The following is a 22,673-nucleotide window of genomic DNA, read 5'->3' as shown; positions in this document are numbered from 1 at the left end:
GTTTCCGTCTCTGGCCCCCTGCTGGAGCGGGGTCCGGCCGCTTCGCTTTCGCTTTTCGGCCTTTCCGACTTTATCAGATCCTTTTTCGCTTCCGGCCCGCTTCTCAGTGAGGCGCTACCGGATCGAATTCGGTTCCGATTTCCCGTCGGAGGGGTTTGCCTTTCGGCGTGTTCACTACTTTAGCGGAATCCCTCGGAGACACATAATCGAGTCCCGGTCCGAATTCCGGCATGCCGAAATTGTTCCCGGTGAGGGGCCGTGCAGTAGTGGTGTGCCGCTGAAGCGGCGGGATGGCCGCCGCGGGGCCTGTCGGCTCCGTGGCAACTCGAAGAACTTACACGATCATATGGATGCGGCACTACTTGGGGGCGCATCCTCGGCGGATCGAGCTATCCCGAGCCGCTAGATCGCCGGACCACTTGCTCTCCGGGTCGTCGAGTCACCGGGGCACCGGGGCACCGGGTCGCCCAGGAGGCAGGCGTTCCGATGAGCTACCCCGGGCCAGCGCCCTCTCAGTGATGCAGCCGCCGGCGAGGGGAGTCGGGCCCCTGATGGACGCACGCCGTTGGCCAGGGTCACCGCCCGAGAGGCCGCGAGAGCCTTTCCCCTTGCGTGGCCTGTGTGATCAGTGAGGTGACGAGCACCTCAGCCGCCTCCTCGCGCCCGCACGGACGTCGCGGCCCCCTCACCCAAGGTCCCCCAGCAGCGTCTCCAGTACTGCCTCTTCCTCTATGCGCAGCCCGTGTTCGGCAAGGGCGGGTGCCAGATCCGGGTCCCATGGTGACTGGGCCGGCTTCCCGGACAGGAGCTGCGCATCCGACCCAGCCGCTGATACCGCCTCGCGGTAGTCGTCGGCCATGTAGTGCCAGGGCCGCCACGGCACGTGGTGCAGCAATGTCGTGGCAATGCGCAGGCCGCCCCAGTCGAAGTCGCCGTGGTAGCGGAAGGCAGCGCCGAGCTCGTGCAGTCGGTCGAGAAGAGTCAGAGCGGCAGCCGACGGTTGGCCCTGGAGGCAGACCAGCGGTCGGGCGTCCGGGCCGTGGGTGTCCGCCGCAGCCGAAAGGACCGCGGGGTTCTCACAGATGTGGACGACAGGAAGTGCCGTCCTCGGCGGACGGTGGGCGAGCTGTCTGAGGGTCAGTACGCAGGGATCACCCATATCGGCCATCCAGTCCAGAGCCGGGGTCCCGCGGAGGTTGAGAGTGAGAACCGTCGAGGAGACGTCGTCCCGCAGGAGGCCGGCGGAGGCCCACGCGGCCCGCCGCCAGGCCGCTCCTGTTCCCTCGGGGTGGCCGGTCAGCGCGCGGACGCCAGAGAGGACAAGGGTGGCAAGCGACGTGCCGTCGTCGAGTGCGTGTGCACTTCCCAGCGCCTCCGCGGCGAAAACCGACAGTGAGCGTGCCGGTTCGGCAGGCAGTTCCCGAAGTACGCGGACGGCCTGATCCAGCAGCAGGCGAGCGGAGGCGGGCGTACGGGCGACCCGCTGCACGAGGCCCTCGTCACGAACGCGGGCGGCCCACGCTGCGAGACCTGGAAGGTCGTCCGCGAGCAGGGTGAGGGGCGCGTACGCCTCCTCCCAGGCCCGCTCGTCGCTCCGGCGGGCCTCCTCCAGGAGTACGACGGGACCTGTGAGTGCGGTGACGGCCGCTGCCAGGCCCTCGGGGCTGATGCCGGATCTGCGCAGTACGGCGTCCACCGCGTCGAGCCGTACCGTCAGCGACGCGCCACCGCCCGGAGCCCGCCCCAGCAGCCGCTCGGCCGCGGCGCGTTGGGCGACGGTGGGAGCGGCGAGGGACACCGGTCCGGTGAGCGGCTTTCCGCGCTCCAGCCGACGGCGTGCGCGCTCCAGCAGCCAGGCCAGGTCGGCGCCCCCGAGGAGCCGGTGCAGGCGGTCATCGTCGGCTGCGGGCCACGTCACGTCCACAGGGACTCCGGTTCCCGATCGGCTGGCCGCACCGGATCTTCCTGGCGGGTACGAGCCGTCCCGTCCCACTCCCAGCGGGTGACGAGGACGGCGGCCACCTCGTCGACGCGGGAGAGCTGGGCGATGGCGATGCCCGGCACTTGCGGGTAGCAGGCCCATTCCCGCTCACTGGTCATGACGACGTCCAGGTCGAAGGCGTGCAGGAGTCCGAGGCATTTGGCGCGGGAGTCGTCGTCGACGCCCGCGAACGCCTCGTCGAGGGTGACGAGCCGTGGTGCGTGCGGGCTCCCCGCACTCGCGTAGTGCGAGGAGGCCGCGGCGAACAGCGGTACGGAGACGGCGAGTACGCGTTCACCGCCCGAAGCCGGCCCGGTGGCGGGTACCCAGCGACCGTGCTGCTGGCGCTCGACGGCGAACTCGTGCCACGAGCGGTAGTCCAGGGCAGCCGCGAGGTGCTCCGACCAGCTGCCCGCCGTGTCCTCGGTCTGCTGGCGGGCGATCTGCGTCTGGAGGAACTCCCCGACTGCGGCCCGGTCCTCGGGAGTCCAGGCATCGGCCGTCTGAAGCAGCCGGCCACGGGCCTGGGCAAGGCCGGCGGGCGCCTTGCGGGAGGCTCGCCATACCAGCCGCAGCGTCATGCCGGTGGATGTCGGACGCTCCTCCAGCTCGGCGTTCATGGCCAGCACCTTGCGTTCCGCGGCCCCGATGAGTTCCTGGAGAGTGCCCGCGACCTCGGTGATGAGGTGGGTTTCGAGGATCTCGCGTTCGTGCGCGGAGAGGATGCGGGTGAGTTCGCCGACCTCCACGGCCAGCGCGTCGGCGAGTTCGGGCACGGCCCGCTCACGGCCCTGGTACACGATGTCGACGACCATGCCGTCCTCGACCATCCGGGCCGAGGCGGTGTGGCCGTGGCGGGACAGCGCGTCCTGGAGCGTCTTGAGCTCTTCGCTCAGACGCCGTTGCACGCGCTCCCAGGCCCCGTCCGAGTCGTCGGTGGCCGCCAGCTCCGCCTCCAGGGACCGGGAGAGTGCGATGGCCGGGGTGGCTGCCCAGGGTCCGTCTCCCGCCGCGGGTACGGGGAGCTCGGGAAGCGCGACCGTGATGAGCCCGGTGGTCGCGAAACGCTGGAGCGCGGCGATCGCCTGTGAACGCGCGGCTGCGGCACCGGTGACGTCCTTCTCCAGCTGTTCGATCCGCCCTTGGGCCCGGTTGGCCCGCCCGTCCGCCTGCGTACGGCGGTCCTGGCACAGCCGCTGCTCGGCCGCGCAGCCGCGCTGCGCCTGAGCGGTCTCGGCGAGCCGCCGCTCCAGCTCGGCCACGGCCGCACCCACGGTCGAGCGCAGCGTGACGAGCCGCTCGTCGGCGGCTGCCACCTCGCGAGCGATCGCCTGGGTGCGAAGGCCGAGTTCGACGGAGCGTTCCGCCACCCGGCCGACCTCTTCCCGTTCCTCCCCCACCTGCTGGGCCGCTTCCGTCCGTTCGCGCAGTGCGGGCCAGAGCGCGGCCAGTACGGCGGCGAGTTCGGTGAGCGCCTGCCGTACGCCCGCCAGGGCCGGCCGGTCCGCGGGCAGCCCCAGATCGGCCGCCGCCTCATGCAGGTCGGCGTTGGCCAGCTCGACGCGTTCGGCCGCGGCCAGCACGTCGGTGGCCCGCTCCTCACGACGGGCCCGTGCCCGGCGGCCGGTCTCGGCGGCAGCCGCAGCGCGGGCGTGGGACCGGGTCAGCGCGGTCTCGTCCGGCACGGCGGCAAGCTCGGCGTCGAGGGCACGGCGGCGGGCCGCCAACGCCTGCACCTCAGCCGCGAGGGACGCCGAGTCCCGGTGGAGGACGTCCAGTTCGGCGCGCAGGGCGTGGGCGCGGATGCGCCGCGCGGCCTCCCGGGCGCCTGCACCGATGTACTCGGCTGCCGGCTTGGCCCAGCGACCGGTGAGGGCACCGACGCGGTAGGTTCCGTCCACCGCGGCCCAGGTGTCCCCCGCCGCCCGCGTACTCCTCCACCCGGCGTCGGACGTTCCCGTGCCCGCGGCCGTGTCCCCGGCAGCCGCACCGAGGCCGATCGCCGCGAGCAGACGGGCCACCGCCTCCTCGCCCACGACGGCTGCCCGGGCATCGCCCCGGTCCACGGCCGGGCACAGGACGGTGGCGAGTGACGCTCCGTCGACCGGCCCCTTTCCCGGGTCGAGGAGCACGTCGTGGCTGTCCGCGGCGAGGGCTTCGCCGTCGGGGGACACCCATGCGTCCAGCAGTCCGGCCGCTTCGAGGGCCGCCTCCAGCCCCGCCCGGTCACGGTCTCCGACCTGGTCCTGGAAGTCGATCAGCCGCCACAGGGGGGCGCCCGCCATCTGGTCGCGAAGGCCCGGCGTCCGGGTGGGCGGTGCCACCGGCCCGCGCCCGCCACCGGCCTCCAGGGACGCGAGTTCCTCCTCGGCCTCACGGGTGCGGGCAGCCAGGTCGTCCCGGCGCTGCGCCGCTTGCGCCGTTCGCTCGGCGAGCACCGTTGCCGTGACGCTGTGCGCCTGCGCTGCGTGCCGCCGAGCCGGGTTGGGGCCGTCCTGGTGCCGGGTCCACTCCTGGAGCTCGTCCAGCAGCCCCGTGAGGTCGGTGTAGGCGAGCGCCTCGCACCGGCCCGCGTGCTCACGTACGGCATCCACCAGGGCGCGCCCCTCGGCCGTCACGGCCTCGTCGGCCGCGTTCTGGGCCTCGTCGGCCTGCGACCGGTCGGTCTCCGCCTCGTCGAGCCGCAGTACGGCATTCCGGTGTGCGGCCGCAGCCTCGTCGGCCCGGTCCACGAGGCCCTCCAGGTGCGCGAGGGTGCGGTGCCGGCGGTCGGTCGCATCGGCTACCGCCGCACGCAGTTCGGCCGTCGTCAGTTCCTCGTCCCCGGGCAGCTCCAGCTGGGCCGCGGCGGCTGCTTCCCGCGCGCTGCGGAACGTGTCCCCGGCCTGCTCGTGTGCCGCCCGGAGCCGCCCCTCGGCGGTCCCGAGGCGGCCGAGCGCCCGGGTGTGCAGGGCATCGGCCTCTTTTTGATCCTCGCGTGCCTGGCCATGGGCGTGCGCCGACCGCTCCAAGGTCTGTGCGGCGCGCTCCAGTTCACGGGCATCGCGCATCTCCGGACCTTCGCGCAGGGCGGCCTCCGCCGCCGCCAGCCTCGCCTGCGTCTCGGTCAGCTCGGTGCTGCGCTCGTCGACGGCGTCCCGCTCGCCCTCGGCCTCGGTCTTCTCGGTTTGGGCCACCGCGAGATCACGCAGGAGCTGCTCGTACTTCGAGTGTTCGGTCCGCGGGAGGCGTGCCCGGCGGCGGGAGGCGATGCGCGCGTAGCGCCGGTAGTGGTCGAGGAACGCGGAGGCGGCGCGCTCGGCGGCCCCGGCGGCCCGCAGTTCCTCCTTCTCCTCGTCCAGGGAACGGAAGGCTTCCGCCACGTCCGCGATCACGGCCTGGTCCATGGGCGGCAGCGCCTCGGTGAGGGCGCGGGAGAGGGCGGCTTCGTTGGGGCGCTTGGACAGCTGGGGCTGGCGCAGCTGGATGAGCAGGTCCACCAGGGCCCCGTAGCGCTGCTCGCCGAGGCCGAACAGCGTCTCGTCGACGGCGCGGCGATATGCCTTGGCCTGGTCGTAGACCATTCCGTGTCCGGATACCGCCTCGATGAGCCGGTCTCGGGACAGCACGGTACCGGTGGTGTCGAGGAGGCTGAGGGAGCCCGGTGAGCGCGCCTCGGCCGGTGCGTGGTCGATCCGCTGCGCGGTCACCGCCCACCAGTGACGGGCGATGCCCCGCCCGCTGACGGCCTTGAGGCCGCAGAGGAGCGTGCGGAAATCCTCCTCCCCGCTCGCCTCGTCGCGGCGCCCGAACTCCACCCAGGTGTAGCCGAGTCGTTCGGAGTGCGGGTGCTCGCCCCCGAGGAGGAGGTTCCACTCCATCCGCTTGCCCGCGTCCCCGTCCGGCTCGACCCGGCGGGCGCTGAGGTCGCCGTCGAGGAGGAAGGGGAGGGTCAGGGCGAGCACCTTGGACTTGCCGGTGCCGTTGTTCCCGCGGAGCAGTAGCCTGCCGTCGCGGAAGTGGAATTCCTCCACGTCGTAGTGGAAGAGGTCGACGAGACCCATCCGCAGGGGCTGCCAGCGGGAGCGCGCAGGGGTCGGAAGTCCGTTGGAGGGGATCACCGTCGGCCTGCCTTTCGCGGTGCGGGCACCTCGGTGGCGGCCGCCGTTCCGGGGTCGATGACGACGGTCGGACCGACCGCGTACCGGGCGAGTGCCGGGCGGGGCACGACCCCCTCAGGGGTACGGGAGATCAGGCCGAGGGCGGCGAGCCGCGCGACCGCCCGCTCCACCAGTTCTCCCTCGGCTCCCGGCTCCCGCGCGGACTTGGACCAGAAGCCGCCGTGCTCCGAGGCCAGGTCGACCACACGGCGCTCCAGAGCGGCTGTGGTGACGAAGCCCCCGGCCGCCGTGAGGTGTTCGGCGAGCAGCAGGGTGACGTGACCGTGGGTCCCTGATTCCGGCATCCGGATGTCGGTGAGGTCGTCCTCGGGGTCGACCATGGCGATGCCCTCGGCCCGTACCTCGGCGACCAGCCCGGTCAGTTCGGTGATCCGCGCGGTGAGGAAGCCGCGCTGGCGGGTGAGATACCCCAGCTCGGCGTCGGTCAGTTCGTCGTAGTAGAGCACGGGGTCGTCCAGCAGCCGGCGGGTCAGCGCGCGGCGCATCGCGCGAAAGCGCAGCTCGTCACTGTCGAGGGCCGTCTCGGCGGTGAGCTCGGCCAGTCGCTCCTCCATCGCCCGGGCTCGGATCGTGGAGGGGCCCCGACGGGTGGCGAGCAGTCCGGCGAGCACGCGCCGTTCGACGTCGTACAGGACGTCGCCGGCTCCGCTGACGTACGCGTCCTCGTCACCGGCGACCCGCCGCAGGACCCCGAGGCCGAGCAGGAGCCGTACGACGGCTGCCAGGTCGAGCCGCTCCTCTCGGCGGTCCAGGGTGAACCGGATCCCCGCGGCGGCGAGTTGGGGGTCGGTGGCGTCGAGGACGACCTGGTCGGCGAGTCGGCCCAGTGCGATCTGTGCCTCGCCCCGTTCGAGGGCGGCGAGGGCGAGGCACAGCAGGACGTACCGGCGGCGGGTGAACGGTGCGGCGCTCCGCGTGGCCTCGCGGGCCGGATGGGTGGCGTCGGCGAGGCGTACCGGGATCTTGCCGAGCCTCGCCGTCTCGGCATCGATCTGGAGGGGCCAGCCGGTGTTGCGGTCGAACCAGTCGCGCAGCTCGGAGGCGTGCCGCCGGACGAGACGGAACGCGTCGGCGTGCGTGCCGTGCGCGAGCAGCAGGGGCTGTTTCAGGAGGGCGCGGGCGGCCTTGCGCAGTTCGGCGGCGTGCTGCCCGTCCAGCACTTCGGCGAGCGGGGTGGTCACGGTCCCGTGGTCCCTTCCTCTTGGCCCTCGGTGAGGTCGACGATCTCGATGGTGTGGTCGGGGCCGCGGAACACGCCGTCCGGTGTGCGGACCTCGGCGATGGACCCGTCGGTGGAGGCGGCGAGCCGGATCTCCATGGATCCGTCGTTGCTGGTGGCCGCGGTGTGCGTCATACCGGGACGCCAGGTGGCCAGTGCGTCGCCGAGGAGCTGGAGGAACAGCCGGAAGCTGAGGGGGTCGAGCTCACCGAGCCCGGACAGTCTGGTGATGCCGTCGGTGGCGAGCCGGGCCCGTGCGGCCGCGGTCTCGGCGGCCTGCTTGGCGGCCGTCTCGGCGAGCAGGCGCCGCGCCTCCTGCCGGTCCTCCACCTTGCGGGGCTTGCCGCGCCGCTCGTAGCTGCCGGTACGGCGCAGCTGCGGGCTGATGTGCAGCGGCTCGGCGTCGGCCCACGCGGTGGCCGCGGGTTGCGGGCGGGCGAGCCGGGCGGCCAGGGTCTCGGCGTCCACGGAGAGGTGCCGCGCCGGGTACAGCCCGAAGGCGGTGCGCCACAGCCGGTGTCGGGCGTCGTCGTCGGGGGCCTCGGCGAACCACCGGGCGAGGGTCCGGAAATCGGCGGACCGGTCGGAGCGCCCGGCCCGGCGTTCGTTCAGCGACCGTACGACGGCCAGCAGTTGCGGGATCGCGCCCAGCGCCCGGCCGCGCAGCAGCCGGGCCTGCGACTCCCGGCCGTCCCGGCTGAGGAACCAGGCCGCGAGTCCGGCCCACCGGCCGGCCCACCGCTCGTACGCGGCCTGCTCGGCGTGCGCCACCTCCTGCGGGGTGGCATCGGCGGCCTCGCGGACCGCGGCGGCCAGCAGCAGGGGTTGGATCCGGCCGTCGCCCTCCAGCTCCAGGATCAGCCGGGCGATGCGTCCGCCGAGGGTGATCAGGTCCTGGATGAAGCGTTCCAGGTACTGGATGAGCTGGTCCTTGTAGGCGAGGAAGACGTCTTCCCCGACCTCGTGGAGGTCGATGGTCCGCTGGAGTGACCCCATGAAGGCCCGCGCGTTGTCGGCGAGCGCGGCAAAGCGGCTGGCGAGCCCGTCGAGCGCGAGATGGGTCTTGGCCGGATCCGGCTCCTGTTCGGCGGTGAGCACGAGGAGAGCGCGCAGCTGCGTCACGATGTCGTGCAACGCGACGGCCTGAAGCGCACCCCGCCGCCCCAGCGCCTCGTCGTACGCGGACAGGGCCTGCTCGGCCGCCTCGCCCTCGCGCGTGAGCTGGTAGATGAACCGCTTGCGGTAGAAGTCCTCGACGGCGGTGACCCGCCCGGTGTCGGGATCGGCCCGCAGGTTCCCCCAACCCACAAGGCTGTCAAGCGCCTTGACCACAGCGTCGAGCTCCCCGGGCCGGACATCCGAGGACAGCGCGGCCTGCACGTCCTCGGGCCGCAGATGCACGGCGAACCGCTCCTTGGCGACGAGGAAGGCCCGCATCACCGCGCGGTAGAGCAGCACGTTCGGGGCGGTGAGGTGCGCGAACGGCCCGTACCCGGCCGGCAGTCCCTCCGGCCGGGGAGAAGTCATATCCATCGCCGGCCATTCTCCCGACCCTCCGACCATGATCGGCAGGGACGAAAGTACTTGACCGAATCACGCCCGGTTCTGACCGCGCAGGCGCCCTGGCTGACCGCTGGCACATCAGCCGTCAGCCGGGTCGGATGAGCCCGGCAGCCGAGAGGGCCAGGGCCCGGGAGCAGGACGAGATCCGGGTCGCCGACCGGCGCGATGAACCTGCGGTCCAGGAACCGGTTGCCCCGCCCACAGGTCGTTTCCGACCTCATACGCACCTCATGCGCACCGGCAGAACCGCAGGTCACGCGCCCTTAGCTGCCCGGTCCAGAATGACCACGCACTCCACGTGATGGGTCATCGGGAAAATATCGAACGCCCGCATGCGCCGTGCCCCGTACCCCGCCTCGCGGAAGTACGCGAGGTCGCGGGCGAGGGCGGCCGGGTCGCAGGCGACGTAGGCGATGCGGCGGGGGGTGAGGGAGGCGAGGTGGCGGACGGTGGCCTTGCCGGCGCCGGCGCGGGGCGGGTCGAGGACGACGAGGTCGACGTCGGTGATGCCGGTGCGGGGGAGGATCTGCTCGACCTTGCCCTGTTCGATGCGGACCCGGTCGAGGTCGGCGAGGTTGTGGCGGGCGTCCTCGACGGCGCGCTTGCTCGATTCGATGCCGAGGACGGCGCCCTTGTCGCCGACGCGTTCGGCGAGGGCTCCGGCGAAGAGGCCGACGCCGCAGTAGAGGTCGAGGGCCATGTCGCCCTTCTTCGGCATCAGGCCCTGCATGACGGCCTCGACGAGGAGGTCGGCGGCCTTCGGGTGGACCTGCCAGAAGCCGCCGTTGCCGACCCGCCAGGTGCGGCCGGCGGCGCGTTCGCGGACGAAGGGGCGGCCGTGGACGCGGTGGACGCCGCCGTCCTTCTCGTCGACGCGGAGGACGGAGACCGGCTTGTCGAGTTCGACGATGGGGAGGCGGCCGCCGGGGCGGGGGGTGAGGATGACCTGGCGGTCGTGGGAGCCGGTGGCGGCGATCGCCTCGACGGTGGCGATCTGCGGCCAGGTGCGCTGCTCGATGCCGAGTTCGGAGACGCCGGGGGCGGCGATCATGCAGTGGGTGACCGGCTCGACGTCGTGCGAGCGGTGCTTGCGGAGGCCAGGGTGGCCGTCGGCGTCGACCGCGTACTGGACGCGGGTGCGCCAGGCCGGGACCTCGCCCTTGGCGACCTTGTCGCCGGGGGCCGGTTCGACGGTGCCGTCCCAGCCGGTCTCCTCGGGGGTGAGGCCGGCGAGCCGCGCCAGTTGCTCGGCGATGACCGTGGCCTTGAGGCGGCGCTGCGCGCCGGGCGCGGCGTGCTGCCAGTCGCAGCCGCCGCACCGGCCGGGGCCGGAGAACGGGCAGGGCGCCTCGACGCGGTCCTTGGAGGGGTCGAGGATCTCGACGGCGTCGGCGCGCAGGAAGCGGGCGCCTTCCTCGCCGTCGGTGACGCGGGCGCGGACCCGTTCGCCGGGCAGTGCGTGCCGGACGAAGAGGACCTGGCCGGCGTCGGTGCGGGCGATGCAGTGGCCGCCGTGCGCGACCGGGCCGATCTCGACCTCGTACTCCTCGCCGACCAGTGACTTCCTGGGTTCCGGCGGCGTGTCCGGCTGCATGGCGGGGAGCTCCTGGGTGGGGTGGGAGGAAACCGTGACGGCCGGCCTCCGGGTGGAGGCCAGCCGTCCATTCTACGGCGTGCCGGGGGTGCCCCCGGCCGCCGCGGTCACTTCTTGGTGGCCGCGGACTCCTTCTTGGGTGCGGTGACCGGGCCGCGCCGGACCGCGCCGGGGGCGTTCCATTCGGCGCGCTTGCGGGCGCGCTTCTTGGCGGCCTCGGAGGAGTCCAGCTGCCAGGGCACGGAGGTGACCATGACGCCGGGGGTGAACAGCAGGCGTCCCTTGAGGCGCAGCGCGGACTGGTTGTGGAGCAGGTGCTCGTACCAGTGGCCGACGACGTACTCGGGGATGTAGACGGAGACCGCGTCGCGGGGGCTCTCCCGGCGCAGCGACTTGACGTAGTCGATGATCGGCCGGGTGATCTCGCGGTACGGGGAGGCGAGGACCTTCAGCGGGACCTCGATGCCGCGGAGCTCCCACTCGGCGCGCAGGGCCCGGGTGTCGGCCTGGTCGACGTCGACGCTGACCGCTTCGAGGGTGCCCGAGCGCATCAGCTTGGCGTAGTTCAGGGCGCGCAGGGTGGGCTTGTGCAGCTTGGAGACCAGGACGATGGCGTGCACGCGGGAGGGGCGGACCACGTCGTCGTCGGGGGCGTCCGGGGCGGCGATCTCGTCGGCGACCCGGTCGTAGTGGCGGCGGATCGCGGTCATGGTCACGAAGAAGATGACCATGCCGAGGAGGGCCACCCAGGCACCGTGGGTGAACTTGGTGAGCAGGACGACGACCAGGACCAGGCCGGTGAAGAAGGCACCGAAGGCGTTGATGGCGCGGGAGCGGTGCATCTTGCGGCGCTTGGCGGGGTCCTTCTCGCCGACCAGGTGGCGGTTCCAGTGCCGGACCATGCCGATCTGGCTGAGCGTGAAGGAGACGAAGACTCCGACGATGTAGAGCTGGATCAGGCGGGTGGAGTCCGCGCCGTAGAGGTAGACCAGGACGGTGGCGGCGCCGGCCAGCAGGACGATGCCGTTGGAGAAGGCCAGCCGGTCGCCGCGGGTGTGCAGCTGGCGCGGCAGGTAGCGGTCCTGGGCGAGGATCGAGCCGAGCAGCGGGAAACCGTTGTAGGCGGTGTTGGCGGCCAGGAACAGGACCAGTGCGGTGGCCGCGGCCAGCACGACGAAGAGGAAGCTGCCCTTGCCGAAGACCGCCTCGGCGACCTGCGAGATGACCGGGTTCTGGGTGTAGCCGGAGCCGATCGGCTTGCCGTTGCTGAGGAGGTCGGTGGCGGGGTTCTCGGCCATCCGGACGCGGGTGGTCATGGCCAGCGCGATGATGCCGCAGAACATGGTGACGGCCAGTCCGCCCATCAGGGCGAGGGTGGTCGCGGCGTTCTTCGACTTCGGCTTGCGGAAGGCGGGCACACCGTTGGAGATCGCCTCGACGCCGGTGAGCGCGGCACATCCGGAGGAGAAGGCGCGCAGCAGCAGGAAGATCATGGCGAAGCCGGCGAGGCCGCCCTGCTCGGCGTGGATGGTGTAGTCGGCGGTGGGGGCCTTCATGGTGTCGCCGAGGACCAGGCCGCGGATCGCGCCCCAGAAGATCATGATGAAGACGCCGGCCACGAAGACGTACGTGGGGATCGCGAAGAGCTTGCCGGACTCCTTGACACCGCGCAGGTTCATCAAGGTCAGCAGCACGATGATCACGATTGCGCAGAGCGTCTTGTGCTCGACGACGAAGGGGACGGCGGAGCCGAGGTTCTCCACTCCGGAGGAGATGGAGACCGCGACGGTCAGGACGTAGTCGACCAGCAGTGCGCTGGCGACGGTCAGGCCGGCCCTGGGCCCGAGGTTGGTGGTGGCGACCTCGTAGTCACCACCGCCGCTCGGGTAGGCGTGCACGTTCTGCCGGTACGACGCGACGACGGTGAACATCAGCACGACGACCGCGACCGCGATCCACGGGCTGAAGTGGTACGCGGAGACCCCCGCCACGGACAGGACCAGCAGTACCTCGCCGGGCGCGTAGGCCACGGAGGAGAGCGGGTCGGAGGCGAAGACGGGGAGTGCGATGCGCTTGGGGAGAAGGGTCTCCCCAAGCCTGTCGCTGCGCAGTGCGCGCCCGATCAAGATCCGTTTGGGCACGTCGGTCAGTTTGGACACCCGAGGATGCTAAGCCTTCGTCAAGGTCCTCGCCCACCCGCCACCCGGACGGGTCGGAACACCCGAATGCGCCACCATGCACAGAACCATCCGACTCCGCATTCGCCACTCGGCATCTCCGCAACATCTGCACGCCACGCACACGGCGGCATCGTCGATACGGGGAACCCCGCGGGCCCGAACTTCGTGGTGGATGTCACGGAGTCCGGGCGTGTCGCGGGGGGCGTGTCGTCACTCGCCGGGCGCCGCCGGGCGTGTCGGGGGGGCGTGGCCTCACTCCGCGCGCACCGCCGGGCGCGGCCGGCGGGACAGCAGCTCGCCCAGCCCCTCCCGGGTCGCCGCCAGCAGCACCACGTCCTGCGGCCGCAGGACGTAGTCGTCCAACTCGTCCGCCAGATGCGCCGGCGCCGGACCGTCCCCCGGCTGCGGCGCGCCCGCCGCGGGCTCCGCCGCCGGCTCGTCCGGCGCGGAATTGTCGACGGCCAGCACCCGCAGCCGGCCCGGCCGCAGCACCTCACCGACCGTCCGCCCCTCCAGGGCGGCATGGCCGCGCACCTCCACCCGGGCCACCAGCAGCACCCGCCGCTCCACCGGGATCGCCCCGAGGATCTCGCGGCCCATCATCGCCCCGGCGAAGGCCGGCGCCGCCAGGAACGACACGCTGCGGCTACGGGTCCGCGCACCCGGATGCGCCGCGCGCAACGTCCGGTAGACGGCGGCGGCGAACCCGTCGTCGAAGAGCCGCAGCGTCACCCGCAGCCGGGGATTGACCGACCGTGCGTAGAGCGCCGCCTCCAGATTGGTGGTGTCCTCACTCGTCAGCGCCAGCAAGGTCCGGGCCCGGTCGGCCAGCGCCGCCTCCAACACCCCCTCCTGCGTCACGTCCCCCACGACGGTCGGCACCCGCAGCCGGCGCGCCAAAGCGATCCCGCGCGCCTCCGGATCGGCCTCGATGCACACCACCGGGATCCGCATCTCGTGCAACCGCGCCAGCACCCGGGTACCGATCTTCCCCAGCCCCAGCAACACCACGTGCCCGGACAACCCACGCGGCGGACGACGCAACGCCGAGGCACTGCGGAACGTCCCCAGCCCCTCGAACGCCGCCGCCACCAGCACTGGCAGCAACAACAGCCCGACCAACCCGGACAACAACTGGAGCAGCTTGCGCGCCAACGGGGCGTCGAGCGCCGGTTCATTGATCGCGAACAGGTCCAGCAGCGTGAGGTACGCCGCGTGCAACGGCTTCTCCCCCGTCGCCAGGGACGCGGCGACGGCCAGCGCCAGCACCGCCCCGACGATCCCGGCCAGCGACCAGCGCAACCGCCGGGAGAAGAGGGAGGCGAGCGGCGCACCCCGACCGCGCAGCCGGCGCGGCCGCACCGTCCGCCCCGTATAGGCCACGGTCTCCAGGACGATCCGGCCGCAGCCGGTGGCCGCCGCGGCCGAGGCGTCGTCCGGCAGCAGCACCGGCCCCTCGTCACCCGACGCCGCGCCGGGCGCACCGGACGGCCCGCCTGGGGGGCCACCGGCGGAACCACCGGACGCCTCACCGGGCGACGGCGACAGCAACGCCAACGTGCACAGCCGCCGCGCCCCCGCCGGACCGGACTGCCCCGGCGCACGCTCCACGGCCCGCAGCATCAGCCCGTCCGCCTCGATGACCTTGCTGGTCCCGGCGACCGCCGTCGCCACCAACGCCGGCGCGACGGTGTCCGCGTCGGAGAGCACCATGGTGGAGGCTTCGGCTCGCGGCGGCTGCGCGTCGTCCGCGCCACGACTCGCGGCGACCGCCGCGGCCTGGTCCAGCAACTCCTCCAGATGCTGGCCGAGTTTGCGGTTGTAGAGCCGGATCACCAGCCGCAACCGGGGGTTGAGGCGACGGGCCCGGAGCGCGGCGTGGATGTTGAGATCGTCGTCGTCGTGGACCAGCGCCAGCGCGCCCGCCTCGGTGATCCCCGCCGCGGTCAGCGCCTCGTCGTCGACCTGCGTCGCCACCAGGACGCGTATCGACTCCGGCGGCGACTGCCCGTCCTCGCGTGCCGGCGCGGGCGGCGGACCGGGGAGCGCACCGGGCCCGCCCCGCGCCACCGCCGCCGACATCCGGCCGAGCAGCGCGGTGGCCCGACCCAGGCCGCGGGACGGCGACGGAACACGGGGGCGGTTCGGCTCCCGCGCGGACGGCACGATCAGCGTCACCCGTTCGCCGTAGACGTCACGGAGCTCGGCGGCGAGCCGGTGGGCGAGCGCGTCATCGCCGCACACCACCATGTGCGGTGCGAGAGAGACCTGTTGGGGCTGATGTGGCAGTTGTGGCACACGTCGTAGCGTGCCCTATCGGCCCGCCCCCGCGCAGCGCAGCGCACGATCCCACCGCACCCCGGCACCCGCCCACAACGGACCAGCACTCACCGCGCCCCCTACCGGACACGCCATTACAGCTACGGTTGTACCGGACCACGGTGCGGCCGGCGCTCCCGTCTGACGCACCGGGCCGCGGTCACAAGACAGCGGCTCCGTGTCGCCGGTACGTCGGAGAAGAAAGTAGTGAGCAGGGTGTTTGTGCAGGTCAGCGCGCTAGTGCAAGGCACGGGGTAATCAGCATGCACATCGTCATCATGGGATGCGGCCGCGTGGGCTCCGCGCTCGCGCAGACCCTGGAGAGCCAGGGCCACACCATCGCGGTGATCGACCAGGACCCGACCGCGTTCCGCCGCCTCGGCTCGGCCTTCGGCGGCCGCCGCGTCACCGGCGTCGGCTTCGACCAGGACACCCTCCGCGAAGCCGGCATCGAAGAGGCCGGCGCCTTCGCCGCCGTCTCCAGCGGCGACAACTCCAACATCATCGCCGCCCGCGTGGCCCGCGAGATGTTCGGCGTCGAGAACGTCGCGGCCCGGATCTACGACCCGCGCCGCGCCGAGGTCTACCAACGCCTCGGCATCCCCACCGTCGCCACCGTCCGCTGGACCGCCGACCAGATGCTGCGCCGGCTCCTCCCCTCGGGCGCCGAACCCCTCTGGCGCGACCCCAGCGGCGGCGTCCAGCTCGCCGAGGTCCACACCGCCCCCTCCTGGGTCGGCCACAAGATCAGCAAACTGCAAGAGGAGACCGGCGTCCGCGTCGCCTTCCTCACCCGCCTGGGCGAGGCCACGCTGCCCACCTCCCAGACGGTCCTCCAGGAAGGCGACCTGGTGCACGTCATGATGCGCACCGACGAAGTCGAAAAGGTCGAGGCGGCATTCGCCCAGGGTCCCGAGGAGGCGCACGCATGAGGGTCGCCATTGCGGGCGCAGGAGCGGTCGGCCGCTCCATCGCCGGCGAACTGCTCGAAAACGGTCACGAGATCCTGCTCATCGACAAGGCGCCCACCGCCATCTCCGTCGAACGGGTCCCGCTCGCCGAATGGCTGCTCGCCGACGCCTGCGAAATCACCTCACTCGACGAAGCAGCCCTCCAGCGCTGCAACGTCGTCATCGCCGCAACCGGCGACGACAAGGTCAACCTCGTCGTCTCCCTGCTCGCCAAGACCGAGTACGGCGTGCCGCGGGTCGTCGCCCGCGTCAACAACCCCAAGAACGAATGGCTGTTCAACGAAGCCTGGGGCGTCGACGTCGCGGTCTCCACCCCACGCCTGATGTCCGCCCTGGTCGAAGAGGCCGTCAGCGTCGGCGACCTCGTCCGGCTGCTGCGCTTCAGCCACGGCGACGCCAACCTCGTCGAACTCACCCTCCCCCCGGAAGCCGCCCTGGCCGGCACCCGGGTCGGAGACGTGGACTGGCCCGAGGACACCTCCCTGGTGACGATCATCCGCGGCACCCGGGTCCTCACCCCCAACAAGGACGACGCCCTCGAAGCCGGCGACGAACTGCTCTTCGTCGCCGCCCAGTCCCGCGAGGAACAGCTCGAAGACCTGCTGTCGGTCCGCCGCGACGACAGCTGAGCCGACCCACCGGCCCAGCAGACACACCACACGAAGGGCCCGGGAGCCACAAAGCTCCCGGGCCCTTCGGCCTATCACGCCTCGCGCCGCAGATCAGCGACGGTGCCGCGGCCCCTCGTGCGGACGGTCCGCGGCAGCCGCCTCCGGCGCCGCCGCCGACAGCCCCCGCCGCCGCTCCCGCTCGGCCTCCCCGGCCTTCTCCTGCGCCTCCATCTCCGCGAAGACATCGATCGGCGCCGGCGCCTTCACCAGGAACATCCAGGTCAGATACAGCGCCAACAGGAACGGCGGAATCTTCAGGGCCACCAACACCCACCCCAGCTGCGTGGTGTCCGCCCACCAGTACAACGGGAACAAGATCATGCACTTGGCGAGCAGGATCAGCCCCCACGCCCAGCTGGCCTTCGCGTACGCCTTCTTACGCCCCGGATTACGCGTCCGCCACGACAGGTTCTCCTTGAACACCGGGCCCAGAATCAACCCGAGCAACGGAACACCCGCCAGCGTCGTGACGATGTACGCCACCGCCAGCCCCAGCGTGTACAGCATCCCCGGCAGGTAGAAGTCCTTGGCGTTACCGGTCATCATCGCGAAGACCACACCGAACGCCACCCCGAACACCCCGCTGAAGGCGTGCTTGACGGTGTCCTTCCGCACCAGCCGCACCGCACACAGCACCAACGACACCGCCAGCGCCGCAATCGCCGAGACGTGCAGATCCTTGTTGACCGTGAAGATCGCGACGAACAGCAGACCCGGCAGCACCGTCTCCACCATGCCGCGCACGCCACCGAACGCCTCGAACAGCGCCGCTTCCGTCACCTGCCTGCCATCGGCGCCAGAACCCGCGCCGGACTCCAGCGGGGCCCCGGCAGCAGCCGGCACCCCCACAGGGCGGTCGACAGAAGCGGAAGTGGAAGCCTCAGGGTCAGTGGTCGGTCGGTCGTACGACGTCACCGGCTACTCCTGTCCGAGCGGTCGCAGTTCGTACTTGGGATTGAAGAGCACCCGGCGCCCGTGACTCAACGAGACCCGGCCCGAGGCGATGAGCTTACGGCCCGGCTCGATGCCGACGATGGAACGGCGACCCAGCCACACCACGTCGAGCGCCGCGGAGCCGTCGAACAGCTCCGCCTCCAGCGCGGGCACACCGGCACGCGGCCGCAGCGTGACATGCCGCAGGGTGCCGGAGACCTTCACTATCTGACGGTCATCGCAGTCGCATATCCGCGTACACCCCGTCGCCTGCGCGTCCTCCTGCAACTCGGCGGACTGCAGCTCCTCCTCGGAGGACGACAGCCTGTCGAGCATCCGGCGGAACCGGCCGGCCGGCTTCTCGGGTCGGATCCCAGCACTCATAACCCCAGCGTACCGGGGCCCGCACGGCGTCCCCCGCACCCCGCACCCGCACCCCGCCGCCCGCGTTCACCCCTCGAAACGACGACCCGCCCGCACCCCGACCACCAGGCCATCCCCCCAGGACGGCCCCCACCAGCCGCCATCCCCCGGCCGCCCCGCGTTCACCCCTCGAACCGATACCCCATCCCCGGCTCCGTGATGAAGTGCCGCGGATGCGACGGATCGCCCTCCAGCTTCCGCCGCAGCTGCGCCATGTACACCCGCAGGTAATTCGTCTCCGTCCCGTACGACGGCCCCCACACCTCCTGCAACAACTGCTTCTGACTGACCAGCCGCCCCTGATTACGGACCAGCACCTCCAGCAGATGCCACTCCGTCGGCGTCAGGCGAATGTCCCGACCGCCCCGATTGACCTTCTTCGCCGCCAGATCGACCGTGAACCCCTCGGTCTCCACGATCACCTCGTCATCCGCCGGCCCGGTCGGCTCCGCCCGCCGCACCGCCGCCCGCAACCGCGCCAGCAGCTCATCCATCCCGAACGGCTTCGTCACATAGTCGTCCGCCCCCGCATCCAGCGCCTCCACCTTCTCGTCCGACGTCTGCCGCGCGGACAGCACCAAAATCGGCACCCGCGACCAGCCACGCAGCCCCTTGATGACCTCCACACCATCCATATCGGGCAGCCCCAGGTCCAGGACCACCACATCGGGATGGCGGGCCGCAGCGAGCTTCAGGGCAGTGGCCCCATCAGGGGCAGCATCCACCTCGTACTTGCGCGCCTTCAGGTTGATCACAAGGGCGCGAACAATCTGCGGCTCGTCATCAACCACAAGCACCCGGTTCACTGGCGTTCTCCTCGCAGTGTCGGTCGCCGACGGGCAACGCCCGCCGACCACGTCGTAAGTGCGGCCGGTACCGCCCGGCCGGTGAAATGGCCCCCTCCCGGGCCGCGCGGCGGACACGCACCGTCACCGGAACGTCCGGAAGACAGCCGCATCCCGCCGCAGATACGCCCGCCGTGATCTCGACTCATGTCGTCGCCTGCGCCGGAAGATCAGGACGGACCGGCGGAACACCCGCAGCAGCCCGCAACGTCAGCACCATCGTCATCCCACCCCCCGGAGTATCCTCCGCCGCCAACGTCCCGCCGATCGCCTCCGCGAAACCACGCGCCACGGCCAAACCCAGCCCCACCCCGGCACCCCGAGGAGCATCCCCGTACCGCTGGAACGGCTCGAAGATCCGGTCCTTCGCACTGTCCGGCACACCCGGGCCCCGGTCCGCGATCCGCAACTCCACCCGGTCACCGAGCGCACTGGCCGATACCAGCACCACCTCACCGTCCGGGCTGTACTTCACGGCGTTCTCCACCAGATTGGCCACCGACCGCTCCAGCAGCCCCGGATCCACCGCCACCATCGGCAGCTCCTCCGGGATGTCCAACGTGACACTGCCCTCCGGGACCCCACCCAGCGCCATCGGCACCACCTCGTCGAGGTCGATCTCCCGGATCAGCGGCGTCACCGTCCCCGTCTGCAACCGGGACATGTCCAGCAGATTCCCCACCAGATGATCGAGCCGGTCAGCACCCGCCTCGATCCCCTCCAGCAGCTCCGCCTCGTCCTCCTCCGACCACGCCACATCGTCCGACCGCAACGACGTCACCGACGCCTTGATGCTGGCCAACGGCGTCCGCAGATCATGACTGACCGCCGCCAACAACGCCGTCCGGATCCGGTTCCCCTCCGCCAGCTCCCGAGCCCGCTCGGCCTCCCCCACCAGCCGCTGCCGATCCAGCACCACCGCGGCCTGCGCGGCAAACGCCGCCAACACCCGACGGTCCTCCGCCGGCAACACCCGACCGGTCAGCGCCAACGCCATGTGGTCACCCACCGGCATGTCCACGTCCGCATCCTCCGGACGCGCCAGCGGCGCCCCACTGCCACCACCCGCCCGCCCCGCACACGTCCACGGATCCACATCGCTGCGCCGCTCCAGCAACGCCACGGTGTCCATCCCGAACGTCTCCCGCACCCGCTCCAGCAGCGCGTCCAACGTGGTCTCACCACGCAGCACACTCCCCGCCAGGAACGACAGGATCTCCGACTCCGCCCGCAACCGCGCCGCCTGATGCGTCCGCCGAGCAGCCAGATCCACCACCGACGCCACCGACACCGCCACCGCGAAGAAGATCACGATCGCCACGATGTTCTTCGGATCACTGATCGTGAGCGTGTGGGTGGGCGGAGTGAAGTAGAAGTTCAACAGCAGCGACCCGACCGCCGCCGACGCCAACGCCGGCAACTGCCCACCGAGCAGCGCCGCCACCACCGTCAGGAACAGGAACAACAACACGTCATTGGCCAGCCCCGGACCGTTCGAGAGCTTGGTGAGCAGCAGCGACAGCAACGTCGGACCACCCACCCCGACCAGCCAGCCGGCGATGATCCGCGTCCGCCCCAGCCGCGCCCCCCGCGCCACCGGAAGCCCCCGGCCCTTGGCGACCTCGTCGTGCGTCACGATGTGCACATCGAGGTCCGGCCCGGATTCCCGGGCCACCGTCGCGCCCACCCCCGGCCCGAAGACGTACTGCCACGCCTTGCGGCGGCTCGACCCCAGCACGATCTGGGTCGCGTTCACCCCCCGGGCGAACTCCAACAACGCACTCGGTATGTCATCACCGATGACGTGGTGAAACGTCCCGCCAAGATCCTCCACCAGCGTCCGCTGATCGGCCAGCTCCTTCGGCGACGCCGAGGTCAGCCCGTCGCTACGGGCTATGTAGACGGCGAGCACCTCACTGCCCGACCCCTTCGCGGCCATCCGGGCGGCCCGACGGATCAACGTCCGCCCCTCCGGCCCACCGGTCAGCCCGACGACGATCCGCTCCCGCGCCTGCCAGGTCGAACGGATCGAATGCTCCGCCCGGTACTCCTGGAGGTACTCGTCCACCCGGTCGGCCACCCACAGCAGCGCCAGCTCCCGCAGCGCGGTGAGGTTCCCCGGCCGGAAGTAGTTCGACAGCGCCGCATCGACCTTGTCCGACTGGTAGATGTTGCCGTGCGCCATCCGCCGCCGGATCGCCTGCGGCGACATGTCGACCAACTCGATCTGATCGGCCCGCCGAACGATCTCGTCCGGCACCGTCTCGCGCTGCCGCACGCCCGTTATCGACTCGACGACGTCCCCGAGCGACTCCAGGTGCTGGATGTTCACCGTCGAGATCACCGTGATCCCGGCTTCCAGCAACTCCTCGACGTCCTGCCAACGCTTGCCGTTGCGGGACCCCGGAACGTTGGTGTGCGCCAGCTCGTCGACCAGCGCCACGGCCGGCTTGCGCTCCAGCACCGCATCGACGTCCATCTCGGTGAACGTCGAACCGCGGTACTCCAGGTCCCGCCGCTGGACCTGCTCCAGCCCGTGCAGCATGACTTCCGTACGGGGCCTGCCATGGTGCTCGACGAACGCCACCACGACGTCCGTACCGCGCTCCACACGCCGGTGTGCCTCGGACAGCATCGCGTACGTCTTGCCGACGCCCGGTGCCGCGCCGAGATATATCCGTAGCTTGCCGCGTGCCATGGCCCCATTGTCTTACGTGAAGGTCGCCCCCACCGGGCTTGACCTGATGCGACCCTACCGACCGTTGACCTCGAAAAACGCCCAGGTAGCGGCTTTCCGCCCGGTCTTGACGCGACTCTGATACAGACCTACGGGAGGGGCCGAACGGGGGTCGCGGACCATGCGAGACGGGCACGACACCGCCGCGACGCAGGCACGACTCGGGTGCCGACCCGAGCGCGACACGTACGGCTCGGGCATCCCCGGAGCCGTCCCCCCGCCCCGGCACCACGGGCCGTACCTCGGCCGCCCCTTGGTCGACCCCTGCCCGCTCGTTGGCCGCCCGTTGGCCGAAACAAAGCCATCGCTCCCGCCGGTACCCCCTGCGACGATGCCTCCCATGACCCGCACCCCCACCCCCGCCGAACGCCCCACCGGCACGACCGAGGTACGCCTCGCCCACACCGCCGACCTGGACGCCGCCACCCTCACGGCCGCCCGGATCCTCCTCTACGACGTCTTCGACGACATGACCGCCGAAGACTGGGAACACGCGCTCGGCGGCCTGCACGCCCTCGTCCACGAAGAAGGCGAACTGATCGGGCACGCCGCCGTCGTCCAACGCCGACTGCTGCACAACGGCCGGGCACTGCGCTGCGGCTACGTGGAGGGCGTCGGCGTCCGCGCGGACCGCCGCGGACGCGGCCACGGCACCGCCATGATGGCCGCCCTGGAGCAAGTGATCCACAACGCCTACGACCTCGGCGCACTCGGCGCCGCCGACAACGCCGCCACCTTCTACGCCACCCGCGGCTGGCAACTATGGCGCGGCCCCTCCTCCGCCCTCACCCCCGACGGCATCCAACGCACACCCGACGAGGACGGCGCCCTGTACGTCCTGGCCACGTCCGTGTCGTTGAACCTCGGAGGTGATCTGACGTGTGATTGGCGGGAGGGGGATGTGTGGTGAGGGGGTGGTGGGGTGGGGTGGGGTTGGGCGGCTGGGGTGGGGAGGGGGTCCCTCGGCTGCCGTTGCCCTTGGGGGGCTGCCCCCCCCCCCCCCCCCCCCCCCCCCCCCCCCGGGCCCCCCCCCCCCCCCCCCCCGGCCCCCCCCCCCCCCCCCCCCCCCCCCCCGAC

14 protein-coding genes are annotated in these 22,673 nt (G+C 71.7%); 3 read left to right on the top strand and 11 right to left on the bottom strand.

The window, feature by feature from the left end:
* Window positions 1-685: 685 nt before the first annotated feature.
* From ACFVT2_RS26650 to ACFVT2_RS26620, 7 genes are all read right to left on the bottom strand, one after another.
* Complete coding sequence (locus tag ACFVT2_RS26650) at window positions 686-1,918, bottom strand: TIGR02679 family protein (protein ID WP_390021919.1); 1,233 nt, start codon at window positions 1,916-1,918, stop codon at window positions 686-688.
* Complete coding sequence (locus tag ACFVT2_RS26645) at window positions 1,915-6,024, bottom strand: TIGR02680 family protein (RefSeq protein WP_390021918.1); 4,110 nt, start codon at window positions 6,022-6,024, stop codon at window positions 1,915-1,917. Before ACFVT2_RS26645 ends, ACFVT2_RS26650 begins: the two co-directional genes overlap by 4 nt.
* Window positions 6,025-6,077: 53 nt before the next feature.
* Window positions 6,078-7,322 (bottom strand): TIGR02678 family protein, encoded by a 1,245-nt coding sequence (locus ACFVT2_RS26640; RefSeq protein WP_390021917.1) that lies wholly within the window; start codon window positions 7,320-7,322, stop codon window positions 6,078-6,080.
* On the bottom strand, window positions 7,319-8,893 hold the full coding sequence (locus tag ACFVT2_RS26635; protein WP_390021916.1) for a TIGR02677 family protein: 1,575 nt from the start codon (window positions 8,891-8,893) through the stop codon (window positions 7,319-7,321). The genes ACFVT2_RS26640 and ACFVT2_RS26635 overlap by 4 nt, the downstream gene beginning before the upstream one ends.
* A gap of 283 nt (window positions 8,894-9,176) precedes the next feature.
* The gene (locus tag ACFVT2_RS26630) at window positions 9,177-10,517 is read right to left on the bottom strand and encodes a class I SAM-dependent RNA methyltransferase (protein ID WP_390021915.1); all 1,341 of its coding nucleotides are present in this window, start codon (window positions 10,515-10,517) and stop codon (window positions 9,177-9,179) included.
* Between the two features lie 107 nt (window positions 10,518-10,624).
* Window positions 10,625-12,676, bottom strand: a complete 2,052-nt coding sequence (locus ACFVT2_RS26625; RefSeq protein WP_390021913.1) for an APC family permease — start codon at window positions 12,674-12,676, stop codon at window positions 10,625-10,627.
* Window positions 12,677-12,949: 273 nt separating this feature from the next.
* On the bottom strand, window positions 12,950-14,947 hold the full coding sequence (locus tag ACFVT2_RS26620) for an NAD-binding protein (protein WP_390021929.1): 1,998 nt from the start codon (window positions 14,945-14,947) through the stop codon (window positions 12,950-12,952).
* Between the two features lie 332 nt (window positions 14,948-15,279).
* Between ACFVT2_RS26620 and ACFVT2_RS26615 the strand changes: the two genes are divergently transcribed.
* Together ACFVT2_RS26615 and ACFVT2_RS26610 are read left to right on the top strand one after the other, a co-directional pair.
* Window positions 15,280-15,948, top strand: a complete 669-nt coding sequence (locus ACFVT2_RS26615) for a potassium channel family protein (protein ID WP_390021912.1) — start codon at window positions 15,280-15,282, stop codon at window positions 15,946-15,948.
* On the top strand, window positions 15,945-16,616 hold the full coding sequence (locus ACFVT2_RS26610; RefSeq protein ID WP_039631978.1) for a TrkA family potassium uptake protein: 672 nt from the start codon (window positions 15,945-15,947) through the stop codon (window positions 16,614-16,616). Before ACFVT2_RS26615 ends, ACFVT2_RS26610 begins: the two co-directional genes overlap by 4 nt.
* 93 nt (window positions 16,617-16,709) lie before the next feature.
* Here ACFVT2_RS26610 and ACFVT2_RS26605 read toward each other — a convergent pair whose 3' ends face one another.
* From ACFVT2_RS26605 to ACFVT2_RS26590, 4 genes are all read right to left on the bottom strand, one after another.
* Window positions 16,710-17,573 carry a DUF3159 domain-containing protein gene (locus tag ACFVT2_RS26605; RefSeq protein WP_390021910.1) on the bottom strand — a complete coding sequence of 288 codons (864 nt, stop codon included), beginning with the start codon at window positions 17,571-17,573 and terminating at the stop codon, window positions 16,710-16,712.
* Window positions 17,574-17,576: 3 nt separating this feature from the next.
* Window positions 17,577-17,975 carry an OB-fold nucleic acid binding domain-containing protein gene (locus tag ACFVT2_RS26600; protein ID WP_180986023.1) on the bottom strand — a complete coding sequence of 133 codons (399 nt, stop codon included), beginning with the start codon at window positions 17,973-17,975 and terminating at the stop codon, window positions 17,577-17,579.
* A gap of 161 nt (window positions 17,976-18,136) precedes the next feature.
* Window positions 18,137-18,820: a response regulator gene (locus ACFVT2_RS26595; protein WP_016570936.1), complete on the bottom strand. Its 684-nt coding sequence runs from the start codon at window positions 18,818-18,820 to the stop codon at window positions 18,137-18,139.
* A gap of 184 nt (window positions 18,821-19,004) precedes the next feature.
* Complete coding sequence (locus tag ACFVT2_RS26590; protein WP_390021909.1) at window positions 19,005-21,557, bottom strand: DUF4118 domain-containing protein; 2,553 nt, start codon at window positions 21,555-21,557, stop codon at window positions 19,005-19,007.
* 379 nt (window positions 21,558-21,936) lie between these two features.
* Here ACFVT2_RS26590 and ACFVT2_RS26585 point away from each other — a divergent pair, with 379 nt between their 5' ends.
* On the top strand, window positions 21,937-22,506 hold the full coding sequence (locus tag ACFVT2_RS26585) for a GNAT family N-acetyltransferase (protein ID WP_390021907.1): 570 nt from the start codon (window positions 21,937-21,939) through the stop codon (window positions 22,504-22,506).
* The last annotated feature ends 167 nt before the right edge of the window (window positions 22,507-22,673 follow it).

Origin of the sequence: Streptomyces sp. NPDC058000 (assembly GCF_042886435.1) — a bacterium.
In the GTDB taxonomy this organism is placed as follows: domain Bacteria; phylum Actinomycetota; class Actinomycetes; order Streptomycetales; family Streptomycetaceae; genus Streptomyces.
The sequence above is the reverse complement of the archived record's forward strand: the minus strand, read 5'-3'. Positions and strand labels throughout refer to the sequence as shown.

What these genes read in the sequence shown, in the direction of transcription:
- ACFVT2_RS26620 (WP_390021929.1), bottom strand. Translation starts at nt 14,947, where the DNA reads ATGGTGGTGTGCGGCGATGACGCGCTCGCCCACCGGCTCGCCGCCGAG.
- ACFVT2_RS26645 (WP_390021918.1), bottom strand. Translation starts at nt 6,024, where the DNA reads ATGGGTCTCGTCGACCTCTTCCACTACGACGTGGAGGAATTCCACTTC.
- ACFVT2_RS26630 (WP_390021915.1), bottom strand. Translation starts at nt 10,517, where the DNA reads ATGCAGCCGGACACGCCGCCGGAACCCAGGAAGTCACTGGTCGGCGAG.
- ACFVT2_RS26610 (WP_039631978.1), top strand. Translation starts at nt 15,945, where the DNA reads ATGAGGGTCGCCATTGCGGGCGCAGGAGCGGTCGGCCGCTCCATCGCC.
- ACFVT2_RS26590 (WP_390021909.1), bottom strand. Translation starts at nt 21,557, where the DNA reads ATGGCACGCGGCAAGCTACGGATATATCTCGGCGCGGCACCGGGCGTC.
- ACFVT2_RS26615 (WP_390021912.1), top strand. Translation starts at nt 15,280, where the DNA reads ATGCACATCGTCATCATGGGATGCGGCCGCGTGGGCTCCGCGCTCGCG.
- ACFVT2_RS26635 (WP_390021916.1), bottom strand. Translation starts at nt 8,893, where the DNA reads ATGGATATGACTTCTCCCCGGCCGGAGGGACTGCCGGCCGGGTACGGG.
- ACFVT2_RS26585 (WP_390021907.1), top strand. Translation starts at nt 21,937, where the DNA reads ATGACCCGCACCCCCACCCCCGCCGAACGCCCCACCGGCACGACCGAG.
- ACFVT2_RS26600 (WP_180986023.1), bottom strand. Translation starts at nt 17,975, where the DNA reads ATGAGTGCTGGGATCCGACCCGAGAAGCCGGCCGGCCGGTTCCGCCGG.